We start from the raw sequence: 23,073 nt of genomic DNA, 5'->3' as shown, positions 1-23,073 counted from the left end.
CCCCGAAGGTGCATTCCAGCGGTTGCATGGCGGAGGCTCAGAACCCGAGGTGGAAGGCGGTTTGTGACCACAGGATGTAGCCGTTGATTCCGCCTAGGATTGCGGCGATGGGGCCGGTCCACAGCAGGATCATCCCACCGCCGGAGGCGAGTCTGGATGATTGGCTGAGTTTGCCGGCCAACAGCATGGCGGCACCAATGATCGCGACAATGGCGATGATGATGAAGGCACCGACCAGGATTCCTCCACCAATCTGCTTGAGCGAGTCCAGAAACGGGAAATTGCCGTTGGGTACGATTCCGGGGTCTACGGGCGCGAAATTCATGACACTACTCCATCCGGATGCTAGAGGCAGACCGTGCGTTTGCTTCTCCACTTCCATGCACCACCCGGCCCCAACCCGCATGACCTAGGTTTGCCGTCGAACATCAGTTACCCGGTGCCGGTCCTAGAAGGTCGAAGTATTGGGTGCCGGGATTCCAGCTCACGGGGTGGAGCAGCGTGCCCACCGAGGGATTCAGGGCGCTGTACATCATCCCTGCCCCCGCGTAGATGCCGACGTGGCCCCAGTGGTTTGGCCCATCCGGGTTCTGGACCACCAAATCGCCTGGCTGCGGCATGGTCGTGGTGTGCCCGGCCAGCCACTGTTCTGTGCGAGGCAGGGCAATCCCCACCTGGTTATAGATCCATTGCACGTAACCGGAGCAGTCCCACGCCTTGAACGCGGTGCCGCCCCACACGTAACTGCCGCCCACGCCTTCCTGGGCATGGTGGAGAATGGCATGCCTGGTCGCGCTCAGGTCCGCCGGAACCGGCGGTGCTGCGGGGTCCTCTACTGGGGCTGGTTGCAGGCATGGTTGCCGGAGGCCCGTCCCGGTGACGGACGCCATGATGGTGAGGGCGGTGGGCCCCCAGCGTTCGTACAGTTCCGGGAACGCGGACACCTGCACGGACTGGGCCGCCTGCCCCAGACCCATCGATTCCCACCCTGGGATGTCCAGGAGCCCGCGAGGTGACCCGTGGTTGGGCCCCCGCGGGCCACCAAAGAACGCTTCGGCATTGTAGGAGGCAATCATCAGTTCCTGGATGCTTCCCCACCCAGCACTGGGCCGTTGTTGGGCTGACCCAAGGGAATCATGGTCATAGCCCAGACCGTCATGGGGCATGCCCAGCGATGCGGGGACAGCAGGATTGGCCAGCATCCTGAGCCCGGATTCTTGGAGAGCGACCATGATGGCAATCTGAATCCCCTTCGCCGACACACCCAGAGACTGGCCCACGGACAGGTAGCTACCGGCGGTGCTTTGCTGCTCAGGGTCTAGCGTCAGGGATACGCCGTCGGGCCCCGGAAGAGTCAGGCTCCCAACACCGTTACTCAGCGATGCCACTGGTTGCAAGGACGGTCCGACGAACGCCGATTCCTGGGGTGCTGACGTGCACGAAGTGTTTGTACCCGCGATCTGGGCGACGAGGATGCTGGTCCCGCCGAGCAGGGCGGCCATCCCTACAGGGACCACCACTACCAGCGCGGCAAGTACTCTCTGGATCAGCCGCGCTTTCGCGATCGTGGCCAGGGCTGCCGCAGGCATCAGTAGACGATTCTGTTAGCGGAGGTGTAAAAACCTGCCAGCGCGCAACGATGTGCCGGAGCCGTTGCCGCCGGTGGGCAGTTCACCATGACACTGACCGGAACGCGGTATGCCGTCTTGTGGGGTTCCACCGTGGAGCGGTCGGTGACGCTGAGCGTCATGGTGCAGACATGCAGCCCGATCCAAGGGGCCGGATGGTCCCTCACCTGGGCCAGCTGGTCATCGCAGCTGGTCTGGATGACGGTGGCTGTCCGGTACGCCCCGTAGGCGGAGAGTTGAGCGAATGCCGCGGAGTTGATTCCGGTTCCCTCTAACTCTTGTGTATACACGGTGAGCGGGTTCGACCCGTCAGGCAGGACGATCCACCAGCTGCGCACATGCGCATAAGTCTGCGTATAAGTTGAGGTACGTGTGTCCCAGGTGTACAGCGCACGGGCTGTGTTCTCGGCATACGCCGTGAAATCGAGAGTCTGCGGCTCCCCCGGCGACAACACCACACCAACCGGCGCCTCGGTTACAAGGGCAGCAGGACCTGGCCCTATTGCCGTCTGGCCTGCCTGGGGTGGGGATGTCGGCACACTCGTGGCCCGTTGAGACGTACTGGTGCTTGGTAGCCAAAACAGCGCCATAACCACGCCGGTGAGAGTTCCCAGTATTGCGATCAGAAACCACTGCCGCCGGGAACGGGGCAGGTATCTGTTCCATGCTGATACTCCGCGCATTGGAGACCTCCTTTACCCGTCCATGCGGCAAAGGAGGCAACTGCGTATGACCCTGCCGCGGCGGATCTGCGGCGGCGTCCAAGCCAGGCCACGCCGTCGTGCGCGTTCAAACGAACTTGATTCGAGCTGCCAAGGTCGGTACCTGGCTGCCGGTGTCGCCTGGTATGCAGGAGCACCGGGCGAATCCACGTTCCTGACTTTGGTGCTACAAGAGCCTGACCTCGGCCGGTTGAGACATCCGAATGACTCGCAGTGCCGCCATATACAGCGCCCTGGCCCGACCGGTCTGGACGGCGACGTACCGGGGAGTGACGTTGGTCTTGGCAGCTATGACAGGAAGTGCGGCAAGCCGTTCCGATCCACTCAACCGAGGAACGACAAGTGTTTCAGCGATGGCGCGGTGCAGCTCGGTGGGCAGGCACTTCGACGCGCGCATGGCCGTCTCGCCCCTATTCCCATCATCGGAATCCACCACGGCCAGTGCGTTCCGCACCGTGATGGCCACTTGTCGCACGAACTTCAGATCCCTGCGCGCCCTGCGATAGGCCGGCGTGTCCGCACGGTCAGCACCGGCGGTCACTGCGCAGCTGCCGTCATCATAATCATCCAAAAGGAGGAACATGGCTGATCCCCAGGCTTCTTCCCCGGCACACATCCGCGTCAGGTTCAGGACATTGATCGCCCATTCCCGATCCGCAACCCCGGAAGGCTCCGCCACGACATCCTGCGGCCGATCGAAGACGGGATGGTCATCGGAATCCTCCGTGAACAGTGGAACCGTGTAGTGGGCAGATGCCTTAGCGATGCGAGCCGTGCAAACGTTATTGGCAATACCCTGGACCCATGCCCCAAAACGGACACCGGGCAGCGGTTGATACTGGCCCCGCGAAACACCAGACCACACCGCAATGCGAATGTCCTGAAGTACGTCTTCCAGCTCATTAGGGCACCCCGCCCGAGCCAAGCGTGAACGAACAAACCGGGAAATATCATCCACGGCAATCATGACATCCTCGCCACGGATGACACAGTGGCTAACAGTTAGGTCCGGCTTGAAATCCGCTGGAAGTTGGTCTTTGCGGTGGATTGTTCGAGCTGATGCATAAGAGACCATCGTCGTCTTCGTTCAAGAAAAACTGCACGCTGTGTGGGTGAACCCCTACGCTGCCCGAATGAAGCGGCGGCGTTACGGCCATGTAAGGGATCCCAGCTACTCACCCGAATCCCAAAGACTATATAAACCAGTGTCAATTCAGGTTTTTCCAATGTCAACCCCTGCTATGTCAATCTGTGGATAAGTAGAGCAAAATGGGATCATGCCTCGAATCACGCATCCCGTAGACATGGCCTGGACTTCCAACGTGGAGGCAGCCATCGAGGCGTTCGGCAATCGCGGACGCAACGAAATCATCCGGTATCTGGAAGGAAGCGGGCCGGTACCCCGCGGAGACATCGTTGATGCCGTCAGCGCAAGTGAGGCAAGCGTCGCCCAACACCTGATCGCACTAGAAAAGACCGGTGCCATAGTCGTGGACATCGCCCAAGGTCGCCGCCATGGCAGGTCGCCCCGCTATTCCGTGGACGAAACCCGCATCAAGGAACTTCTGGGTGCGCATCAGGACTATCTCCTGAATCGTCGACCGCTTCTCCCCCAGGCGGCCGAGCAATATCCCGATCCAGGTATTCAATAAGCGCGTCCAACACCTCAGGCGAGACGTCCCCCAAGGTGTTGACCGCAAAGGACTTCACCCTCGCCACCCGCAACGACTTCACAACCTCGAGCTGCTCGCCTGTGAGGGCAGTCCCCTCGACACTGAGCAAATACTCCGGATCCGCGTTGAAATAGTCAGCCAGCGCCGTCAACAGTGGCCGGTCCCGAATCAAGGCACCGTTGCCATCCTTCATGTACAACCACCGTGCCCTGGACAGTTTCACCCCACGGACAGTCATCGCAGCACGAACGTCCGGAAACAACACCGGCCCGCCCCCCTCCGCGACAGCCGCTTTAATCAAGAGTCGAAGCCTTCGAGCAAGCTCAGCCTGCGGCGTGTGCTTAGAGCGCTCGGCTCCGTCCTGATCCGCCATTGCACTCCAATCTACGTCCCGTGAGTGTCTCACGTATCGTCTGGGACATCGAGCGTGACAAGGCACCAAACTCCCGTGCCGAGCCGCGGTATTGGGTAAGGTCGCCGCCGTCATTCCTCCGATTTGGCAAAGGTGGTCACGTAGTTCCGACGCTATTCCACCATGAACAGAGGCAAGGCCACGTTGAACAAGAGAATCCAATGAATGAGCAAATAGACCGGGCTCCTTCCGCCGCGGAAATGGGAAGTGGATCCGACGACGGCAATCCTTGCAGGGATGGCGCTGGCATTGCCTAAGTCCTCGACAGGCAGGTGAATCGCCGTCATCCAGCCGGCAGATCAACGTAGGTCATGAACTTTCATCGCTTTGGCGCCATGGAAGAGAAACACCGATATTGAATAGGAGATTCCGATGACCGACCAGCCAAACCATGCACCGTCGATCCCTGCGTTCGTAGACGAATGGATGACGCCTAAGGAGATCTGCCATGAGCTGCAGATTCCTGAGCAAACCTTCTATCAGTGGCGCGTCAAGCACGCGGGCCCGAGGGCTCACAGGATCGGACGCCACCTTCGTATCAGCCGCACGGACTTCAACGCATGGCTCGCCACCACGGAAGACCCCATTGGCTAGAGCAAAAACACCACTCGGGACGTGGGGAAAAGTAACCCGCCGGAAGCTCGGGCCAACCACATGGAGGGCCCGGGCAACCATGCGCGGCTACGACGGGAAGCCCCGCATGTACCAATCAACCGGGCCAACAGGGGCACAAGCCGAAGCCACCCTTCTGGCGAAGTTGAACGCGATGCTGCCACCCACCGATGACGTGATCAGCCCCGACATGGCCATGAGCGAACTTGCCAAATTCTGGTGGCTAGAATTCGAAGACCTCGGCAGAGCCGCCAATACACGCCGACGCTACCGGGAAATCATAGACACCTACATCCTGCCCGGCGTTGGCAACCTAACCATCCGTGAAGCCAACGTCTCCACCCTGGATAAGTTCCTCAAAGGTGTACGAACCAAACACGGCAATGCAACAGCCAAAATGTCTAAGACACTGCTCACTGGCATGCTGTCCCTAGCTACACGCCATGGTGCAGCCCCCGCTAATCCGCTCCGTGAGGTCGCCCGCATACCCACCAGCAGCAGCAAAGAAGTTAGAGCATTGACCATCGACGAGGTGGTCAAACTCCGTCACGACGTCTATGCCTGGCAGCAACCAACCGGGCGGCAGAACGGTTTGCACGAAAAGGACATCCTCGACGTCGTCGACATCATGCTAGCCACCGGCGCTAGGATTGGCGAGGCGCTAGCCATTCGGTGGTCCGACGTTGATCTTGCCGCCGAGAAGCCAACCGTCACCATTCGCGGGACAGTCATCAACGTTCGGGGCAAGAACGGGCTCAGAATCCAAGACCACCCCAAAAGTGCTAACTCACGGCAACGCTACTTCCTGCCGCCCTTCGCCGTCGAGATGCTGCGCAGGCGTCAAGCTGATCCAGTTCGCCAGAATGACCTTGATCTGGTGTTCCCGTCCAGCACCTTGACCATTCGGGACCCTAACGGGTTTCGCAAGCAATGGCGCGACGCAAGGAAAGCTGTCGGCATTGACTGGGTCACGCCCCACACTTTTCGGAAGTCCGTGGGGACCATCCTGGCCAACACCCAGGGCATGGCCGCGGCGACGGCGCAGCTCGGGCATTCCAGCGAGCAGATTACGAGCAAGCATTACGTCCAAAAGACGCACGAGGCACCGGACAATACTGAGATACTGCAAGCCTTTGGGGATCAACTGAATATACCAGAATCTGGTGAATAGTAAAAATCTAATAAAATCCAAATAATGACGAACAAACTAATTTTCCAGCGATGGTCGAAACTAGCATCCACCCGTGAAGAAGGTAACCCGAATATTAACACACGGCGAATTTTTCGCCGACTTAGATCCCGGACGAAGATTCGACGACCATACCAGAATGAAAGTCAAATAATCGCCTGAGTTTGTTAGTCACGACGGAACTGCCGGCATTAGTGGCCAGACAGTTGTGTGTTTTGGATATTTATAAGTCGCAAGGAGCTCCGGAATAAACTGAGCTAAGGCAGTAACGACCGCATCCAGTTTCGACTCTCCATGGACGGGCAGATTCCTAGCTTGATGAAACAGGAAATTCCGAACGGCATAAACAGCCTTCACACCTGACATTTCGCCTGAAATCTTGAAATTAACAGACCTCATGAAGTCAAGCGAAACACTGGCGAGGGAGCCCAAACTTGACTGGCAATCGGAGTACTTGCCCACGAGCAATTGGAGCCTCTCTTTCTCTCGCATGACCTCAGCTAGTAGCGAATAATCATCGTACAGATCACCGGATCCATTTTCAATTTTCCTTAGCATCTCTATCGCAACCTCTGGAAGCCTGTGCTTCAGAACACTTTCCATTAAGTATTCGAATATTTGATACAAATAGAAAAACTGCATAATCGAGGATCCACTTGCCTTCACAGCAAGCGAGCATAGATCACCAATCAATTCAGGGTCACCAATATCGTCAGAAATTAGCGATACCTTCAGTGATTTAGTATCTAACTCGATTGGACTCCTCCAAGCTAGCTCCTGAGGATTACAAACGTCAACAGGAACAAATCCATTAGCCAAAAGACTGGGTACTATCTTGGTCAAACTAAAATTCTTAACTTTGCTGGCTTCGGCGTTGTCAACTAATAGAAAACAAGTGTCGTCATGAAATAGATCTGAGAACGGAATAGGTCCATTGATTCCTGCATACGGCTCAAAAAACTGCGGATCTCCAGCCAATTTTTGCCCAAGAATATCTCGAATGATCACATATGCACACTTGGCATAATACGCCTTCCCGGCCCTGTCGTGATCAACTGACCCCACAGCATTTGCTGGAGTCAAAAGTGCAAAATTACGGCCACCTCCCTTTACCGATACGTCAAATGTTGAGTTCTCCGAAAGTCCCTTAAAGAGGAAAGTATGCACAGTGTATGAATCATCCGCAAAGCCCGCATCAAGATTCAAGGGAGACGAGATGCGAACTTCAACACCGGAAGCCGAATCGGTAGCAACAAAGTCAAGCCCGTCAAAATCCACGGTCCAAGCGTCGTCTAAAACTCCCACTTTGATTGCCATGCGCCTATATATTCTGGTCTTGGTATTTACGCAGGGCCGTTGTGGCGGCCGACTGAAGATCGAGATAACTATCAGTTTCTGGATTTAAGAGCTCCCGGAAATAGAAAGTAAAAAACGTTCTTTGAGCATTGCCAATTTTTGTTGTATGGTTTTTCAGCCAAGACAGTGAGCGGTTTATTTCGACCAGAAACTCTTCGGGGTTATCCATCTTAATGTTTTCGATAGCTTCAGATGCCTCATCAAGATTATTGAATACGTTCCGGTCAATAAGCTTGCCCAAAGCAGCTCCAAGCCCTGACATTGCTTGAGGTTTCTTAAAAACTTGATTTACTGTTCGACCAAATGGACTCGACCCAATAAGATCGTCTTCAGCCAGCTCTGCATCTCCACCAAGGTCAACAACTTGGAATATAAAATCGTCCAATATCTCCGAATACTTGCGGAATACATCAGAGTCTTGGTTTTCCTTCGAAAGTTTCTCGAGGCTTCGGATATTTTCCAACAAACTCGTACGGTCGATTGGAAGCTCATCTCGATTTAGATATGCATTGAAGCCCTCAACAACATCCTTGAAGTTGTACTCATGAGGATTCTTTACAATCCTATTATCAGCCTCCCGTATGAGGTCAATGCGAGATTCAGGATCATGGTAATCCAAATAGAGCATTTCAATTTGTTGACGAAGGGACATCGGCGTCTGTCCGGTGTTAAGGGTGAGCATTCGGTATAGGATACCTAGGCGGTTTAACCCGACGTAAACTTCAACGCGAACCGGCATATCACCAACAGGCGTAGCTGAGCTCTGCGGATCTATTTTATCAATCTCTTGCAGGAGATCAATTATTGTGTGTGTTCTCTGCAATCCATCTAGAATTACGAGCCGGGATGCCTGATCAACAATAAGTGCCTCGAGTTCAGCATTACTCAGTCTATCTATCTCAACACTTTCCTCAGTGAGCGCTAACACCAAAGGGGGAATTACGCATCCACGGCGCATGTCATCCTTCAGCAGTGCATAGACTGTTTTCGAAGAACTCACGCGGCGTCGCTGAAATTCATTCTTGGAAAGATTATCAGAAATCAGATCTGCATACTCGGAAAGCGACATCTCGGCCAAGACATTTACGGCACCAATGCGATTATCCTGTAATCTCGATGTAATTTTCATACCTCGCCACCCCATTTTTTCCTAATTGCCGGTCCCATGTGCATTCTGACAGTATATAGCGTTTCAAAAGGTTTAATTCTATTTCATGTCCGTGTCGCGCTAAACATACAACCCTTGTGGTCTGCTCAAGGAGTAGTTCGCGAGTGCCTCATCTATCGTGCTCGCGAAGTTGACACACCGCACGCGGTGTTTGGGGGTAGGTTTTTGGCGGCGGCCACGTGGAGGAGTTGCTATGTGGGTTCCCTTGATCCGGTTCGTCAGCCCGGGCAAGTCCAGGCAGGGGGGCTACTAGAGATCAGTACGGACCAACCAGCATCCGGCCTCATTTTGGCTTGTCCAGGCGCCGGCGGAATGTTGGCCAGGCGCTTTGGAGGTGAGGTCGTGGACAAGGCACTGACTCCGAAGGCTATTTATGGCGAGGCCTAGTGGTATGGCTTCACCTTCCTAGAACTCCTATCTGCCATCCTCAATCATTCGAATTAGAATGTCAGTACTAGATGGCAGGATGGCGGTCATGAACAAGTTCGATGCAGCAGGTTTTGAAAAGATGATGGCCCGGATGAAGGCCGAGTCAGTGGTGCCTGGGGATGGACCAATGACGGAGTTCTCCCCCAGTGAAATTCCCCAAGTGAGAGCCGGTGACATCCATGGCAGGGCAGTGGCATACACCTGGCATCACGGGCTCATTGAATGGACTGACTCAAGGGGTAAGTATCATTTCGATTGGTTTCCCGCTGAACTAATCAAGCGAGAGTGATCCCGATTCGAATACGCTTGCGTCATGAGTGAAACTGGCAGCACAAAACCTGAGGCGAAACAGGTCTCATGGTTTCGCATCTGGTGGCGAGATGAGAAATTCTGGCGGGATGTCGTTGCTCGTACGATTTCCGGCCTAGTCGTCGCTGGAGTTCTGTACTGCTTTGCTGTCGCCGCAGGCTACCTGAGAAACCCTGGAGCATGGGCAGTCCTACTTTGGGTACTTCAAGTTTCCGGACTTGCTGTTGGGATCGTACTCATATGTTCCGGATTCGTATACGTTACAGAGCTCGTAATCGAAAAGTCTGGCCTCGGCCGAGCAACCAGTAGGATTTATGGAGCTCTGCGGGACTCCAAGAAATCTGAATAGCGCTGCTACGCCCGCAGACATGCCAGTATGTCGGCGGGCGGCGGGATAGCTACCCCAAAGAGCCAATGACGCCATTGCCCATAGCCACAAGAGCATCTGCTACTCCCGTGGCAGTTCCTGTTACGACGATTTCCAAGACTTTTCCCATCAGTTGCTTCAGCCGGCCCTGGTTTGGAGCGGTCGAGGTGGACTCAACTTCAAGCTCACCAATGACCTGCAAGGCGCGCTCTTGCTGATCCCCATCTAGACCCAGAGCTGGCACCAGTGACCTGGCACTCCCGATGAACTTGGTGGTCTGTTCGATCTGTTCAATCGTCACCGAGTTGGACTGATTGACGTTCTGGCTATTCAATGCCACGTTGACGCCGCTAGATCCCTCGACCTTGAGGTGATTGTTGGTCACCGTAGTTACTCCTCCGTTGTGCTGATCATTGACAGATGCCCTACCTTCAACAAAGCGTATGCCCTTCGGGGTGATGCTAGGCCGAGGGACAACGCCCGCGTTCGTCCTAGTACCCGCGATGAATCCCTCAGAGTGCAACCACGTGCATGCACGGATGACTTCGGGCCAGGTGAAAGGAACGCCATAGAAGTTCTCGAAGGCACTTTCAGAGAACCTGTTGATCACGGGGTAAGAATTGCCGTCAAGGTATTCGTCATATAGCCACTGCACAAGGGCATCCCGAGCTGCGGGGACTCTGTTTCTCGGATTGGTCCTGAACTTCTCGAATGCCTCACCGGCATCTGCGCCTGGCTGCTTGAGAACTACTTCGTCGATACCCGCCACCGAAGCGAAGTAGTCGACCCAGCCGCGCGCTTTGAAGGCGGCCAAGTCAGCGTCCATTGCCCGCTCATCAGCATTGAGCAGGTGCCCGCCCCTGTAGAGCGATTCTGTCGGTACCTGACGATGGCCAGTTTCTTCCGATACCTCAAGAATTCGCCCAATCAGCTTGTACTGACGCAACTCGGACGGAGAAGCTAAATCCGCAGAACTAATCATGCTTGATATATCCCCAACTCTCTCTGATACATAGGCGCCTCTGGGCCAAGCACAAGACTACTGGGGAGGACTGACAAGAACGCAATGACACACATTCCCTATCTGTCCCCTGCTAGGGAGGTCCGCGGCTCAAGCCTCGGGGCTTGGGCACTCTAAGTGCTCCCTCTTATTTCCCGTAGAAAACGGAGGGGAGTTGTTACCGAAACAATACCTGAGTGGGGTACGCGGCGGTTCGTCAATCAGGGAAAGCTTTACTAGCAACTCCCCCAGTAGGTTTCGGATCCTAGAAACGATCCAACACTAGGCGAACGGCACGGTAACGAACTTCAGCAGGAAAGTTCTTGGGCATACATGCAATCTTTCTCAAAAGGACAGCGGCATCAAAGCCGGGGTTCAGTTTCTGTTAGGCGCCAAATAGGCCATGTTTTGAATTGTTTGGCTAGACGAGTGTCGAGTTTCTTCAAACAGAAATCTCTCTCTGCATCATCTTGGAGAAGGATGGCGCAGGCAAGTTCTATTTCTCTGGCGCCTTCTTTATCTTCTCGTGTAGCTTGGTGTTTGAGTGTTCGAATGGATTCTTTGTCAAGTGAGGAAAGATCTCCTGTGCGTGCGGCGATTTGCCATCCATTGATTAGATAATGGGGTTGTTTTCCGTACTTGGCTTGGAGCCAAGAGTTGAGTTCGGTTGCGGCGGTGAGAAATTCTACTCGTCTACGAGGAACGTCGTCGGCAGCGCGAAGGAGATTTAGAACTGTTTCATTGGCTCGATCATCTGTTCCTGCGTGGCCTGAGACCTTTTGGTATGCAGCGACCAAATTCTCTAGGTGCAGGTTCAGTGTGAATGGAAGGTACATGTATTCGATCACGTCGTAGACAGTGACGATGGCGGGGGCATCGTGCGTGTCCGTAGATTGAGAAACGATGTGTCCTGGCATGTTTGGATCGAATGTCCCGTACAAGCGCCATGTACTAGTTGTTGGATCATTGAGCACGATGAATTGGAGATTCCACTCTCCGATAGGTTGGGAGATTCTTCCTAGGTGTTGATGTTCCAAGGAGAGTGTTTCACCGTGAAGTAGCACGCCCTCAAGGGCCAGCAGCTGCTTTCCTCTGTACTCCTCAAGAGATTCAAGGTCCACGAGTCGGGTGTCTACGCCTAGACGTCCACATAGTTTGGCGATAGTTTCTAGGAAGTGAAAGTGGCTACGGAGATCACTGGTTTCTTCATTGGGAGTTACGAGCATTGCGTGAAGGGTGCCATTGATCTTGAGAGACTGGTTTTCTAGGAGTGTGAAGTAAAAGCCAAGGTCGTGTAGGCGCTCTTCGAGTGTGGGACGCATGGACACTCTGATGCTACCTGGCGATTTGAGCGTCGATCCCTCCCTAGACATGGTCATTACTATTCCCTTGGAGAGAGTGACCTCAACCGTGGAGTCGTCTAATTTCCTCAGGCGCGGATTCGCGTACTCAAAGTCTCCAGCTTCAACACGCACGTTGGTGTATCTCCCGTAGTAGTCCTCCGGAAAGATCGCTAATTCGTGGTCAACGAAAACTCTGGAACCGTCGGCGAATTGGTAGGAAACGGAGTAGTTTGCCCTATCTCGCGTTAAGGTCAGAGGAGCTGAAAGGTCAAGCGTCTTGTCAGAATGCAGGGTGATACTTACCGGATCTCGGAGCAAATTGAAGTCAATTCGAGCCCGCGGGTCCTCTGATTGTGCGTTTGCCGCAAATCGAATGATTTTCTCGATTTCCGAGGGATCGTGGGGGAATGGTTCGAGGCGGATGCTGACACTTCCACTAGCCGGAATTTTCTTAAGTAGGCCCTCGATCTTGAACGGCGTGAGTTGTGCGTACATCAACCTAGTTTGAAGTGTCTTTTTGTTGATGTACACAACGAAGTAGAGAACGCCGCGCAGTTCTAAGAACCCTCGAAGGTCGTTCGCCTTTACTGCGAATGACTTCGGCGGATTCTTCCCGGCTTTGTGTTCTCGGGCCTTCACCTGGACATTTACGCGGTGCTGGAAGTTCGCGTTGGAGATCTTTTCAGCATCTGCGTAGACGTCAATGTGTCCGTCGGTCAATGGTGTGCGGTCATTCGCCAAAACGTAGGCTCTGAGCCGACGGCACCTGAGAATTCTTTCATTGACGGCGGTCACGCCTTGCAGCTCCATATCCATACCCTCAATTGTGGACTATGGAGATGACATAGTTTGGGCCACGATGGCGGCGCCGCAGAAAACGGAAAAATCCTACGCAATGGGCAAGTTGAGCTGGGTGGTCACTGGACTAGAGCTTGCCAATGGAAGCTACCCAGAGCCTGTCGGTATCGGGAACCCTCTGCGACAGCGAAACGAGAGTCAGCAACTCTGGCTCTGGGGTGTACTCAACCCAACAGGACCAAACATCATACGCTTGGTCATAGACTGCCGGGATGGTTAAGTCGTATGAAAAGGCGCAAATGGTGGCAGCCATCATCGTCACTGCCACGTCAGCATTCGGAGCGTGGCATTATTCTCAACCGGCCCTCGCTTCCGTCCCATCGCTGAGCATGCCCGGTGCAATTTTTGTGGGCGTGAAGCACGGGTCAGCATCGGCGCCTGTCCGAGTGGATGTTGACTTGCGCTACTACCCTTCTCCAAGCCTGACCTTGTTCGACATGGTTCTGAAAGGAGATAGCGCCGCCGCTGTGCCGCCGGACCAAGCAGGCGAGCTGATGGTCGGGTTCTGTGGAGCGATGAAGGATGTTCACCTGCGCAAGTCGAGCAATGGCGACGAACTCAGTTTTGCGCCTCCGATACCGCCGACAGATTCGAATCCGAAGGCAAGTGAGATCGGACTCGAATATTCCCTTGATGACGACTGCGTTATGACCGATATCAGCCCAACGGATTTCCAGGATACGACCGTCGGAGAAGCGGGTCTTGGCTGGGCCGTGTCCCTCCAGGGCAAAACCGCTGCGCCGACTGAAGCCTTTGCAGGATCCCATCACCGCTATGCCTTCCCTCGTATCGCTACTCTGACATTGCCCGCTGAAATCGGTTCACTGGGCATTCAGGCGGTAGCTGCTGAATCCGTGGTCAGCATCGAACCCAGAGATCTCCCCGCTGAATACGTGCCAACTATTTCAAGCCCACAGGTGGAAGATCCGACGGCTCCCACATGGAGTCTTCCCCTTCGAAGTGCTGACACGACCGCAGGATTTCGGCTGACTGGTGTCGACCAGCAAGACGAGACTGAGGCCCAGCGCAAGCTTTTCCTCGCTTCCGCGGCTGCAGGCACGACCGGGGGTGGCCTAATATGGCTGGTTGGTTCCACAGGCCCTGTACTCAAAGACGTTGTCCAGAAGCGCCAGAATCGCAGACCGCCTCCAGCAGAAAAGGCAGGAGAGGCAGGAGAGCTGACGCCATCTCTAGGCAACGAGACCGATGTCCCGGATTCTATTGACTACCTCCGCTTGTTCGCAGCACCCGCACTTCTAGCCCTTGCTGGATCTACGTTGGCCTGGGTGTTCAGTAGACGCAGGCGTTAGCTCCAGGGCCGTTGCGGCAACTCTAAGAATGAGAGGTTGTTCACGTCCGCTAGCGCTGTCTGGTGAGCTGCAGTGTGATGACAGTTTAGCGATGGAATGCTACCGATCATTGTGGTCCCGCCGTTGCATTGTGTACGGAAAAGCCCGAATACAGCATCCACCACTCAGATCTGCCGCTCCATTCAGCCAATGCGAGTTCCGCCTCAACACTTATTTTTTCGCGCCTGTTCACAGTAGTAACCTGCAGTAAAAGTCAGGGGCAGGTTCCCTGTTATGGACTACTGAGGGTCCCACGGCCAAGAGCTGCGGGGCCCTCAGCTTCTAACTCCATTTTTGTTCCTGACGCCATTGGTTCCGTCATCATTCTCACCTATTCGGTCCTCGGCAAACCCCGCGGATACTCTCCGGTCTACAGCCTGTTCGCTCTTATACCGTTCGCAGTTCGGCATGAAATTGATTCCATTTTGGGCTGACCAGGTCGGCCGGCCGGAGGCAAATGACGACCCGATATGGGTGGATGGTGCTCCATTCCCTCAGCAAATAGTCAACAAGAAGCACGATTCACGGCCGATAGTGGACACACGACGGGTGGGGCCGAACCCACGCATCAAACAACGTGAATTGTTGATCATTGACGGAGCCACATTGACAACCAACGACATGCCGTCCACCATGCCGATGAACCCGCAAACGGCCGCCAGACAGCAGCTCCGACGCTACGCTGGAGGGAATCGTCACGTTTTACTCACGTTTTTGAACGAAAACCAACCATTGATCATGGCATATCGATGGACTCCACTGACCTGAAGATCCCCGGAAATTGGCTTTTTTGGCATTGAATGACGACAGAAGGCATGAGACTCCTGAGTTTCTCTTGGTACCGGGTTCAATTCCCGCCCCAGCACACATGTGATGTCGCGGGACAAGATTCATACATGTCCCGAGACGTCGTTCTTAGAGATCGTTCCACAGCTGGCGCCATGGAATTTTTTCTCTTGGGGCTGGCGGTTCTTTGCGGCGTCGAGTGTGTATCCGCCGAGAATTTCTCAACTGCTTGTCTGGATCACGGTGGCCGCGTTGTCGGCGACGAGGATCGTGACGTCCTTTGCCGACCTGTTCGCGTCCCACATCGAGGTGGAGCAGTTGCCTTGATAGCTCAGGAGTACTTTTCCCACGGCATCGAACTTGTCGGGGCGCGCCGATGGTGCCGTTCAGCGCTGAAGACAGACATTGACGAAGCGGGCCAGGTCCACAAAGAGCGGTTCAACATCATCACCTTTGCGGACTTCCAGCTGCGGGTCAGCTCATGCGCAGCCTGGAAGTCCCCATGATGGTGACCCCAGAACAGGCCTGGCCGCGCTGCAGAAGCTGGAGGGCCACCCACGAAAAGGCTACATACGTGCTGGTACGCAGACACCCCAACTGCCCCTTCGGCACAGGCGACAGACAGGATCCAGGTCTATTCCACGGCCCCCGCCCTCCAAGTACAGTCGAAGATCTGGGTGAGCGGTGTTTGCGCCGGATCGTCTGGACGGCCATTTACGGGCTAGTTTTTGCCCTCACTGCCCCTGCAGGTGGAGGCCGGGTTGGGGAAGCAGGCATTTACATGTCAACAGCATTTGATTCCGGACCGTCCGGCTCCGTAACCGCAGGAATTACGGCCGGACCCGAGCCGCCGTCGGGTATGGGGCTCCCCGACCGGGTCACCGGGGTGCGAGCGCTTCTGGCGCACCGCCGGTTCACGCCGTTCCACCGCATCCTGATCCTTGGGGTCCTGGCAAATTCAGCCATGGCTGTTCTGCTGCTGGTTTCCGCGCCGCACAGGGATGCTGCCATGGCTGCAGCCATCACGGCAGCAACTGTCAATATTGCTATTGCCACGTTGGCGCGGCAGCAGTACGCCGTCAATGCACTTTTTGCCGCAGTCTTGAGCGTCCCGCACAGTTGGCCGTTGCGCCGCCGGGCATCAGCCGCCCAGGTACACCAGGTTCCGGGCGGCATCCATGTTGGCTGCGCGATCTCAGCAACCGCCTGGTTCGGGATTTACGCCGCCTTGACCTTTACCGGAGCCTTGCCAACCGCCGACGTGGCACGGGACGTTGGCCTGCGCATCGTGACTGCCGCGATACTTCTTGACCTTCTGGCGATGTCACTGTGGGCACGGCCGTCAGCCCGTGAGCGGCACCACGACGCCTTCGAGGCAACACACCGCTATGGCGGCTGGCTCGCACTGGCCCTGTTCATCGCCTTGACCATCATGGCTGCGGCCGACGGCCGGCGCCCGGTCCCCATCGCGGTCCTCACCTCCCCGAATGCGTGGATCGTTGCGGCCCTCATTGTCATGGTCGCGATTCCCTGGCTGCAATTGCGCCACGTCAGGGTCCATGTGGACTGTCCGTCCGAGCATGTGGCGGTGGTGACGATGGCCTCGGGCCTTGTGCTGTCCGGTTCGGCGGCCAGGCTGGCCCGCAGCCCGTTTGGCCAATGGCATTCCTTCGCAACCATGACGGTGCCGGGACAGGACGGTTGCCGTTTCGCCATCTCCCGCACCGGAGGGTGGACTGCCCGTTTCATCGAGGACTCCCCCACGCACATCTGGACCCGGGGCATTCCAACGGCCGGCATGGTCTCCGTGTCACACGTCTTTCACAGGGTGGTGTGGCTGGCCACCGGCAGCGGCATTGCCCCGTGCCTGCCGCAGCTGCTCGAGGGCGCCACGCCGTGCACCCTTGTCTGGGTGACCCGCGATCCCGTGCGCACCTATGGGCGGCAGCTCGCCGGAGAAATCCGGACGGCAATTCCGGATGCCACCTTTTGGAACACCGATCTGCTGGGCAAGCCTGATCTCACCGTGCTGGCCTACCGCGCCTACCGCCAAACCGGCGCCGAAGCTGTCATGGTGGTGTCCAACAAGTCCACCACCTTGGCGGTGGTTGCCGACCTCCGCAGCCGGGGCGTCCCGGCCTTCGGCCCGATCTGGGACTCCTGAAAGACCATGCACGACGGCGCTCGACCACACCACCGCTCAGCGAGCCCCGGGCTTCCCGTCCGCGGCCCATGCCACACCCAAGGCGAACAATGTCGACACGCCGTACTGCTCCATCGCCGCCGCAATGCGACGACGACCCGTTCGAGGGTTGATTCCGAGCCTGCGAGATGCCGAGTCGAGCGTGACACCCTGCTTCATCAGCTCAAGAAGCGGCGCCCACGGCTGCTCCACACCACCGATCGGCTCGGCGCGGCGCCAGAGCTCGCGGAACAGGCTTCGGCCCAGCTCTGCCAGGGAAGCGCTGCGGACACCGACCACGCTGGAAGGCCACCCCTCGCCCCATTCGATCGGCAGCGCGAGCACCTCGCCGTCGATCCAGAACCAGCTCGGAAGGTCGTCAAGGAGGCGGAACTCCACCCCGACGGCGGCGTAGCGCTCGGCGATCGCCACAAGCCGGGCGTCTTCTGCCATCGAACGCGGGAGCAGCGCCCGCACCGATCGCTTGCCGGCGAACATCTCAGCGAATCGGCTGGCGCGCGCGGGATCGGTCTGCAGGTAGCGTCCAAGGTCGGGCAGCACTGACCAGGCGGTGTCGCTGCCCTCCCGCGCGATGTCGTACCAGAGGTCTTCTGCCGCCTGCGGCCCGTGCCGCACAAAAACGGGAACAAGGTCACCGGAGGCCTCGCCCACAGCCCAGTGGCGCATCAGAGCCGGCAGCTCGGCCACGAGGGCCTCGATTCGCGTGGCGGCCCCGTCTGCGGCCTGGCGAATCGCACGCACTTCGCGTTCGACGGCGTCGGCCGTCCACATCGCCGGCGTCGCATACGCGATCGCGCCATCGCGCACCGAGATGGCACCTCCCCGCGCGAGGCGCGCAACGGCGTCGGCGGTCCGGCCCTCATCCGCGTGCGCGGTCGCAGCGAGCTCCGCAACCGTCCTGGGGCGGCTGCGGTAGATCAGTTCGAGCAGTTCCCTGTCATCCATGGCCACCTCCGGAGCGTGTGGACACCATTATGGCGCAACTGCCCGGATCCGGACGTCCTCTAGAGGCCATGTCCTGAAGCGGTGGTTGTTTTGTCCGCTTCCGTCCATGCACAATTGTCCCCAGGGGGACCAGGTGCCATGGCTTCCTACGCGAATAGGAAGCCATGGCACCGCCACAGACCGTCCAGGGGAGGCAGCGGCATGGGCAGCACGAACAAGGGGATCGTACGCTTCGTCGCCGTTTCGACGGCGGCAGCTCTCATGCTGGGAATCACTGCATGCACCGGGGGTACGGGTGGGGAACGGCCGTCCTCGAGCGGGGTCCCCGTCACACTTGGCGAAGCACCCAACCAGGACGTCATGGATCTCTACACTGATCGTGACACGGCAGTTGCCGCAGCCGTCGCTGCGCTACCCCAGTTCATCGACAAGGCGCTCAAGCAGACAGGAGTGCCCGGCGCGGGAGTCGCGGTGGTCTCCAACGGCAAAGTCGTGTTCGAAGAGGGACATGGCGTGCGGGATGTGAACACGAAGAAGCCAGTGGACGCCAACACCGTGTTTCAGATCGCGTCTTTGTCCAAGCCCCTCTCCTCAAGCATTGTGGCCAAGGCAATCACCGAAGACCCCGGCCTGTCTTGGGATGATCCGGTGGTCAAGTACCTCCCCGACTTCGCACTCAACGATCCGTATGTGACCAGGCATGGAAAGATCGCCGACTACTTCTCACACCGCACCGGCATTCCGACCGGTGGCGGCGATGACCTCGAGGACATCGGCTTCGATGTGGACTACATCATGGCCCACATGAACCAGATTCCCCTGGCGTCGTTCCGCGACACCTACCAGTACTCCAACTTTGGATTGACGGTGGGCGGCGAGGCGGTCGCGGCGTCTCGCGGGCAAACGTGGGCGCAGACGGCGCACGAGCTGCTGTTCGAGCCGCTCGGCATGACATCCACCACCACCGTCCACGACGAGTACCTTGCCGCAGATGACCGCGCGTCGATGCATGCGCGCACCGGCGTAGGAAAGTACGAGCAGCTGTTCGACCGAGACGCTGATGCCGAGGCTCCTGCCGGCGGTGTCGCCTCCACTGCCGGAGACATTGCGAAGTGGATGAACATGGTGCTGGCCAACGGCAAGGTCGACGGTGCTGAATTCATCGACCCGCTGGTGCTGGCAAAAACCTATTCCGCCCACTCAATCACCGGCGGCGATGCCGCGAACCTGACATCGCGCACCTCGCACTATGGCTTCGGCACAAACGTCGGTGCCACCGTGACCGGCCGCGTCAGCATCAGCCACTCCGGCGCCTTCGGGTGGGGTTCCGCCACGAACGCCACGATGATCCCGGACCTGAACCTCGGAATCGTCGTGCTCACGAACGGAGCACCCTCGGGTGTCCCGGAGCTGATCGTTTCGGAGTTCGTCGACCTGGTCCAGTTCGGTGCGGAGACGCGCCCCTGGTTGGACCTGTGGCCCGGCGTCTTCGCGCACTTCTCCGACCCGGCCGGCGACCTCGTCGGCAAGAAGCCACCCACGGACGCTGCGCCGGCGGGTCCGGCCGGCGACTATGTGGGCACGTACACGAGCCCCTACTTTGGCAAATTCGAGGTGACCGAGAAAAACGGTGTCCTCACCGGCGCGCTTGGCCCCGAGGGCGGGTACACGTTCAAGATCGATCCGTGGGACGGCGACACGCTGTCCTTCGTGCCGACCGGTGAGAACGCGCTCCCCGGTTCACTCTCCTCCGCGGTCTTCGTCCGCGAGGACGGGCAGATCAGCGGGGTCACCTTGACCTACTTCAACAAGTTCCCGGGGCCCGGACAGGAGCCGAACGGGCTCGGCGTGTTTAGCCGGGCCGGCTAAGCCTCGCTCCACCGACAATTGCATGGGCAGTCCAGCACAGCATCACTCATCGGTCACGGCAAGCTTCGCGCCTCGTGTTCACAAGCAATCCGTTCTGCCGGCTTATCACCCCCGGGCAGTCGTTGGATTGATCTCGTGTTCGTACCAGTCATGGCCGTCGGCGGTCTCGGTTGAGTGTGCCACCAGGGTGAAGCCTGCGCGCATGGCAACAGACACTGAGGACGCGTTCCCTGGCTCGACCCGGATGAGCGCCGAGTTCACGCCGGCCTGTGAACGCAAGAACTCCAGGGCAAGATTGACTGCCCGAGTTGCCAGCCCCCTGCCCCGCCACTGCGGATACAAGCCATAGGCCAGGTTGGCCTGGCCGGGGCGGTACGCCGGCTGGTCCAGTTGGACGTCGATTGTTCCGGCGAGGGAGTCGCAGGCACTTGGGCGGATGGCGAAGGTGAATATGGGGCCGTGGTTGGCCCACATCTGTTGGGCCCGCTCAACGCAGGCCCGAACTGTTTCCTCGGTCCCGGGTCCACCCGACAGCCACCTCACCAGTTCCGTATCCTCGCCGGCCAGATGGTCCGCCGCATCATCGAGCTGCAGTGGTCGGAGCATGACCACACCATCATTGAGCTGAGCATCCCCGGGTTCCATGGTCATCTGGACCCTAACGGCCGGTGCGGTCGTAGGTGACTACTCGCACGCCGGATTCCAACAGGGTCTCGTCCATAGGCTCGAACATGACGGGCTGGAACGGGCCGTCGAACAGGGGAATGCCGGATCCGATGATGGAACGGTTCTGTTTGAGGATGAGCCGGTCGATTTCAGGCAGCAGGGAGTGGGCCAGCTTGCCGCCGCCCACCAGCCAGATGTCCTTCCCCTGCTCTGCCTTCAGTTCGCGCACCCGCTCCAGGGCGCCGCTGCGGACAGTTTCGACTGCAGGGTCAATGCTTTCCAAGGTGGAGGAAAACACGAGGTGGCGAAGGTGGGGGTATGCGTCCGTCAATCCGGCGGCGAGGCCAACCTCGTACGATGCCCGGCCTTCCAGGACCGTGTCGAAAGCCAGGCCGGGGCCATCCAGGCCCATTGCGGCCCTGGCAGGTCCGGGAAGCGTCTCCGGATAGTTCTCCACAATGAACCGGACGACGTCGGGCGTGATCGGGAAATACTCTGCCCCGCTGGGGTCGCCACCGTCCGGGCCGGCGATGTAGCCGTCGAGGGTCGTTGCCACGTAGTACACGAGTTTGCGCATATGGTGATCCGTCCTGGGTCGGGCGTCGAGTAGGCGTTTGGCTGAGTCCAATGGTGGCCAATCTAGCAGCAGTGCTGCCTATCATGGTGACCATGCACATTGAGGAAGTGGACGAGCGGGACAGCACCTGGGAGCAGCACGACTCCACTTTCCGGGTCTACTTTGCCCAGGGACCCGAGCGATCAATCACCACGTTCGACGTTTCCGGTGCCACCTTCAGCGAAGTTCGCGACTGGACCAGGAACCAGGCGCCCGACGACACAATCATCGCGATCGCCCTTGTGGGCCTCGACTCCCGGGGGCTGAAGGGCTTGACGTGGTTGCTGGGCATGGACCCCAATGACCACCCTGAATCCGAAATCGAAGTTCGCATGCTTGCGGAAATGGAACCCGGCAGCCCCTCGAGCTGACGTTGCGGTGCCTCCGCTGGACGCGGCCAGTGGTCCAGGACCACTGGCCGCGCCTGCGCCGGCTCACCCGGCGATGAGTTCCATGACCGGCCCCTGGTGGAGTGCACCATAGATGTCATCGCGAATGAGGTTGGCTTCTGCCGCCGTCAGTGTCCTGTCGATGGGCCGGAGCACGATCCGGATGAGGGCGTTGGCCTGGCCCTCATCGATCTGAAGTCGCTCCCTTGCGCCGAGTGGAAGATCCCGGCTTGGGGTCAGCTCAAGGAGTTCCACGGATTCAAGGTCATCCATCCGTGATCCGAGCGCTTGCCGGACTTCGTCACCCAGAATTTCCTCGTCGAAGGAGTCGGCGACAACAATGGAAATGTCCCTTTGTGCCGGCGGCAGCAGGGAGACGTGGCGCCACGGCTCAAGGTTGAGCATTTGGGCACTGATGCGTTCATCCCCGGCACGCAGGAGCCGAATGTCGGGAATGCCCTTGCGCAGCATCAAGGCGCGGTCCAGGCCCATGCCCAGGGCAAGTCCTGACCACTGTTCCGGGTCCAGTCCCGCAGTGGCGAAGAGGTGCGGTGCCATCAAACCGCATTCGGCCAGTTCCAGCCATTCCCCGTCAATGAGTGCATCCACCTGCATTCCGCTCGTTGTGTAGGGATGGACGGCCGGGACCGTGCGCCATTCGGCGTCGGGCAGTACCGCCTCCACAACGACAGCCACCATCGCCTCCAAGTCCTCGGTGCCCAGGGTTCCTGTATTGGACACGCGCCACAGGTCCACCTGGTGGGGCGCCCCAACGTGGGTGCGGTCGATTGCGTCCCTGCGGTGCACCAGGCCAGGCACGACGGCGAGTTCGTCCAGGGCAGTGGCCTCCGGCAGCTGCCTGAGCAGCCCGGGGACAGAAGCGGAGGTGTGGCTGCGCAGCATCACAGTGGGACTCACGTACCGCGAGTATCTCTGGTCGCGGGTCACCGCCGACGGGGCGAAGCCGAGATTGTCGTAGTTGTCCGCGACCGAAACCAACGGGCTGTTTCGCACGGTTCGGGCCGGGACTCCCCAGGCTTGGGCCAGGGCGGTGGTCACGTGGCCCAAGAGCGCCTGCATCGCATGGGGGCCTTGGTCCGGGTCGGAGAGGTCGCGAAGCATCAACGCCGCATGCAGCTCGGCGGGGGAAAGGTAATTTGTCATGAAAGTCCTAGGTCTGGGAT

General features: G+C 58.0%; 22 protein-coding genes. 10 read left to right on the top strand and 12 right to left on the bottom strand.

Annotated elements, in window-relative coordinates; translation table 11 throughout:
• Nucleotides 1-37 precede the first annotated feature (37 nt).
• Nucleotides 38-325, bottom strand: a complete 288-nt coding sequence (locus PCK14_RS14630) for a hypothetical protein (RefSeq protein ID WP_269939243.1) — start codon at nt 323-325, stop codon at nt 38-40.
• Nucleotides 326-428: 103 nt separating this feature from the next.
• A complete protein-coding gene (locus tag PCK14_RS14625) occupies nt 429-1,232 on the bottom strand; it encodes a C40 family peptidase (protein ID WP_269939242.1) in 804 nt (267 codons plus the stop codon).
• 444 nt (nt 1,233-1,676) lie between these two features.
• On the opposite strand from PCK14_RS14625, the gene PCK14_RS14620 reads away from it, so the two are divergent.
• Complete coding sequence (locus PCK14_RS14620; RefSeq protein WP_269939241.1) at nt 1,677-1,856, top strand: hypothetical protein; 180 nt, start codon at nt 1,677-1,679, stop codon at nt 1,854-1,856.
• Between the two features lie 660 nt (nt 1,857-2,516).
• Here the strand turns inward: PCK14_RS14620 and PCK14_RS14615 are convergent.
• Nucleotides 2,517-3,425: a sigma factor gene (locus PCK14_RS14615; protein WP_269939240.1), complete on the bottom strand. Its 909-nt coding sequence runs from the start codon at nt 3,423-3,425 to the stop codon at nt 2,517-2,519.
• Nucleotides 3,426-3,627: 202 nt separating this feature from the next.
• Here PCK14_RS14615 and PCK14_RS14610 point away from each other — a divergent pair, with 202 nt between their 5' ends.
• The 3 genes from PCK14_RS14610 to PCK14_RS14600 all read left to right on the top strand — a co-directional run bounded on the left by PCK14_RS14610 (nt 3,628) and on the right by PCK14_RS14600 (nt 6,218).
• Complete coding sequence (locus PCK14_RS14610) at nt 3,628-4,002, top strand: ArsR/SmtB family transcription factor (protein WP_269939239.1); 375 nt, start codon at nt 3,628-3,630, stop codon at nt 4,000-4,002.
• Between the two features lie 805 nt (nt 4,003-4,807).
• On the top strand, nt 4,808-5,029 hold the full coding sequence (locus PCK14_RS14605) for a helix-turn-helix domain-containing protein (RefSeq protein WP_269939238.1): 222 nt from the start codon (nt 4,808-4,810) through the stop codon (nt 5,027-5,029).
• 106 nt (nt 5,030-5,135) lie between these two features.
• On the top strand, nt 5,136-6,218 hold the full coding sequence (locus PCK14_RS14600; protein WP_269939237.1) for a tyrosine-type recombinase/integrase: 1,083 nt from the start codon (nt 5,136-5,138) through the stop codon (nt 6,216-6,218).
• Nucleotides 6,219-6,407: 189 nt separating this feature from the next.
• On the opposite strand, the gene PCK14_RS14595 is transcribed toward PCK14_RS14600, so the two are convergent.
• Both PCK14_RS14595 and PCK14_RS14590 read right to left on the bottom strand, forming a co-directional pair.
• Nucleotides 6,408-7,553 carry a hypothetical protein gene (locus PCK14_RS14595; RefSeq protein ID WP_269939236.1) on the bottom strand — a complete coding sequence of 382 codons (1,146 nt, stop codon included), beginning with the start codon at nt 7,551-7,553 and terminating at the stop codon, nt 6,408-6,410.
• A gap of 4 nt (nt 7,554-7,557) precedes the next feature.
• Nucleotides 7,558-8,721 carry a hypothetical protein gene (locus tag PCK14_RS14590; protein ID WP_269939235.1) on the bottom strand — a complete coding sequence of 388 codons (1,164 nt, stop codon included), beginning with the start codon at nt 8,719-8,721 and terminating at the stop codon, nt 7,558-7,560.
• Nucleotides 8,722-9,235: 514 nt separating this feature from the next.
• Between PCK14_RS14590 and PCK14_RS14585 the strand changes: the two genes are divergently transcribed.
• Nucleotides 9,236-9,478, top strand: a complete 243-nt coding sequence (locus tag PCK14_RS14585; protein ID WP_269939234.1) for a hypothetical protein — start codon at nt 9,236-9,238, stop codon at nt 9,476-9,478.
• A 418-nt stretch (nt 9,479-9,896) separates the two neighbouring features.
• Here PCK14_RS14585 and PCK14_RS14580 read toward each other — a convergent pair whose 3' ends face one another.
• A complete protein-coding gene (locus PCK14_RS14580; protein ID WP_269939233.1) occupies nt 9,897-10,847 on the bottom strand; it encodes a hypothetical protein in 951 nt (316 codons plus the stop codon).
• Nucleotides 10,848-11,227: 380 nt separating this feature from the next.
• On the bottom strand, nt 11,228-13,024 hold the full coding sequence (locus tag PCK14_RS14575) for a DUF4365 domain-containing protein (protein ID WP_269939232.1): 1,797 nt from the start codon (nt 13,022-13,024) through the stop codon (nt 11,228-11,230).
• 254 nt (nt 13,025-13,278) lie between these two features.
• Between PCK14_RS14575 and PCK14_RS14570 the strand changes: the two genes are divergently transcribed.
• Both PCK14_RS14570 and PCK14_RS14565 read left to right on the top strand, forming a co-directional pair.
• Nucleotides 13,279-14,376 (top strand): hypothetical protein, encoded by a 1,098-nt coding sequence (locus tag PCK14_RS14570; protein ID WP_269939231.1) that lies wholly within the window; start codon nt 13,279-13,281, stop codon nt 14,374-14,376.
• 447 nt (nt 14,377-14,823) lie between these two features.
• Nucleotides 14,824-15,183, top strand: a complete 360-nt coding sequence (locus PCK14_RS14565; RefSeq protein WP_269939230.1) for a hypothetical protein — start codon at nt 14,824-14,826, stop codon at nt 15,181-15,183.
• A gap of 239 nt (nt 15,184-15,422) precedes the next feature.
• On the opposite strand, the gene PCK14_RS14560 is transcribed toward PCK14_RS14565, so the two are convergent.
• Nucleotides 15,423-15,551: a hypothetical protein gene (locus PCK14_RS14560; protein ID WP_269939229.1), complete on the bottom strand. Its 129-nt coding sequence runs from the start codon at nt 15,549-15,551 to the stop codon at nt 15,423-15,425.
• 431 nt (nt 15,552-15,982) lie between these two features.
• On the opposite strand from PCK14_RS14560, the gene PCK14_RS14555 reads away from it, so the two are divergent.
• Nucleotides 15,983-17,365 carry a hypothetical protein gene (locus tag PCK14_RS14555; RefSeq protein WP_269939228.1) on the top strand — a complete coding sequence of 461 codons (1,383 nt, stop codon included), beginning with the start codon at nt 15,983-15,985 and terminating at the stop codon, nt 17,363-17,365.
• A 36-nt stretch (nt 17,366-17,401) separates the two neighbouring features.
• On the opposite strand, the gene PCK14_RS14550 is transcribed toward PCK14_RS14555, so the two are convergent.
• Nucleotides 17,402-18,349, bottom strand: a complete 948-nt coding sequence (locus PCK14_RS14550; protein WP_269939227.1) for a hypothetical protein — start codon at nt 18,347-18,349, stop codon at nt 17,402-17,404.
• Nucleotides 18,350-18,709: 360 nt separating this feature from the next.
• On the opposite strand from PCK14_RS14550, the gene PCK14_RS14545 reads away from it, so the two are divergent.
• A complete protein-coding gene (locus PCK14_RS14545) occupies nt 18,710-20,218 on the top strand; it encodes a serine hydrolase (protein ID WP_269939226.1) in 1,509 nt (502 codons plus the stop codon).
• 105 nt (nt 20,219-20,323) lie between these two features.
• Here the strand turns inward: PCK14_RS14545 and PCK14_RS14540 are convergent, their stop codons facing one another.
• Both PCK14_RS14540 and PCK14_RS14535 read right to left on the bottom strand, forming a co-directional pair.
• Nucleotides 20,324-20,824, bottom strand: a complete 501-nt coding sequence (locus tag PCK14_RS14540; protein ID WP_269939225.1) for a GNAT family N-acetyltransferase — start codon at nt 20,822-20,824, stop codon at nt 20,324-20,326.
• Between the two features lie 52 nt (nt 20,825-20,876).
• A complete protein-coding gene (locus tag PCK14_RS14535) occupies nt 20,877-21,461 on the bottom strand; it encodes a dihydrofolate reductase family protein (RefSeq protein WP_269939224.1) in 585 nt (194 codons plus the stop codon).
• Nucleotides 21,462-21,553: 92 nt separating this feature from the next.
• Between PCK14_RS14535 and PCK14_RS14530 the strand changes: the two genes are divergently transcribed.
• Nucleotides 21,554-21,871, top strand: coding sequence for a hypothetical protein (locus PCK14_RS14530; RefSeq protein ID WP_269939223.1), 318 nt, complete (start codon nt 21,554-21,556; stop codon nt 21,869-21,871).
• Between the two features lie 63 nt (nt 21,872-21,934).
• On the opposite strand, the gene srmL is transcribed toward PCK14_RS14530, so the two are convergent.
• Complete coding sequence (gene srmL, locus PCK14_RS14525) at nt 21,935-23,053, bottom strand: PheS-related mystery ligase SrmL (RefSeq protein ID WP_269939222.1); 1,119 nt, start codon at nt 23,051-23,053, stop codon at nt 21,935-21,937.
• Nucleotides 23,054-23,073: the final 20 nt, after the last annotated feature.

It is taken from the genome of Arthrobacter sp. HY1533 (assembly GCF_027568515.1).
Lineage (GTDB): Bacteria > Actinomycetota > Actinomycetes > Actinomycetales > Micrococcaceae > Specibacter.
The sequence above is the reverse complement of the archived record's forward strand: the minus strand, read 5'-3'. Positions and strand labels throughout refer to the sequence as shown.

Excerpts from the sequence above, each read along its gene's own strand:
- PCK14_RS14550 (WP_269939227.1), bottom strand. The coding sequence starts at position 18,349 with ATGGATGACAGGGAACTGCTCGAACTGATCTACCGCAGCCGCCCCAGG.
- PCK14_RS14630 (WP_269939243.1), bottom strand. The coding sequence starts at position 325 with ATGAATTTCGCGCCCGTAGACCCCGGAATCGTACCCAACGGCAATTTC.
- PCK14_RS14585 (WP_269939234.1), top strand. The coding sequence starts at position 9,236 with ATGAACAAGTTCGATGCAGCAGGTTTTGAAAAGATGATGGCCCGGATG.
- PCK14_RS14615 (WP_269939240.1), bottom strand. The coding sequence starts at position 3,425 with ATGGTCTCTTATGCATCAGCTCGAACAATCCACCGCAAAGACCAACTT.
- PCK14_RS14590 (WP_269939235.1), bottom strand. The coding sequence starts at position 8,721 with ATGAAAATTACATCGAGATTACAGGATAATCGCATTGGTGCCGTAAAT.
- PCK14_RS14580 (WP_269939233.1), bottom strand. The coding sequence starts at position 10,847 with ATGATTAGTTCTGCGGATTTAGCTTCTCCGTCCGAGTTGCGTCAGTAC.
- srmL (WP_269939222.1), bottom strand. The coding sequence starts at position 23,053 with ATGACAAATTACCTTTCCCCCGCCGAGCTGCATGCGGCGTTGATGCTT.
- PCK14_RS14540 (WP_269939225.1), bottom strand. The coding sequence starts at position 20,824 with ATGCTCCGACCACTGCAGCTCGATGATGCGGCGGACCATCTGGCCGGC.
- PCK14_RS14600 (WP_269939237.1), top strand. The coding sequence starts at position 5,136 with ATGTACCAATCAACCGGGCCAACAGGGGCACAAGCCGAAGCCACCCTT.
- PCK14_RS14625 (WP_269939242.1), bottom strand. The coding sequence starts at position 1,232 with ATGGTCGCTCTCCAAGAATCCGGGCTCAGGATGCTGGCCAATCCTGCT.
- PCK14_RS14620 (WP_269939241.1), top strand. The coding sequence starts at position 1,677 with ATGACACTGACCGGAACGCGGTATGCCGTCTTGTGGGGTTCCACCGTG.
- PCK14_RS14545 (WP_269939226.1), top strand. The coding sequence starts at position 18,710 with ATGGATCTCTACACTGATCGTGACACGGCAGTTGCCGCAGCCGTCGCT.
- PCK14_RS14605 (WP_269939238.1), top strand. The coding sequence starts at position 4,808 with ATGACCGACCAGCCAAACCATGCACCGTCGATCCCTGCGTTCGTAGAC.
- PCK14_RS14570 (WP_269939231.1), top strand. The coding sequence starts at position 13,279 with ATGGTTAAGTCGTATGAAAAGGCGCAAATGGTGGCAGCCATCATCGTC.
- PCK14_RS14535 (WP_269939224.1), bottom strand. The coding sequence starts at position 21,461 with ATGCGCAAACTCGTGTACTACGTGGCAACGACCCTCGACGGCTACATC.
- PCK14_RS14610 (WP_269939239.1), top strand. The coding sequence starts at position 3,628 with ATGCCTCGAATCACGCATCCCGTAGACATGGCCTGGACTTCCAACGTG.
- PCK14_RS14565 (WP_269939230.1), top strand. The coding sequence starts at position 14,824 with ATGAAATTGATTCCATTTTGGGCTGACCAGGTCGGCCGGCCGGAGGCA.
- PCK14_RS14595 (WP_269939236.1), bottom strand. The coding sequence starts at position 7,553 with ATGGCAATCAAAGTGGGAGTTTTAGACGACGCTTGGACCGTGGATTTT.
- PCK14_RS14555 (WP_269939228.1), top strand. The coding sequence starts at position 15,983 with ATGTCAACAGCATTTGATTCCGGACCGTCCGGCTCCGTAACCGCAGGA.
- PCK14_RS14530 (WP_269939223.1), top strand. The coding sequence starts at position 21,554 with ATGCACATTGAGGAAGTGGACGAGCGGGACAGCACCTGGGAGCAGCAC.
- PCK14_RS14575 (WP_269939232.1), bottom strand. The coding sequence starts at position 13,024 with ATGGATATGGAGCTGCAAGGCGTGACCGCCGTCAATGAAAGAATTCTC.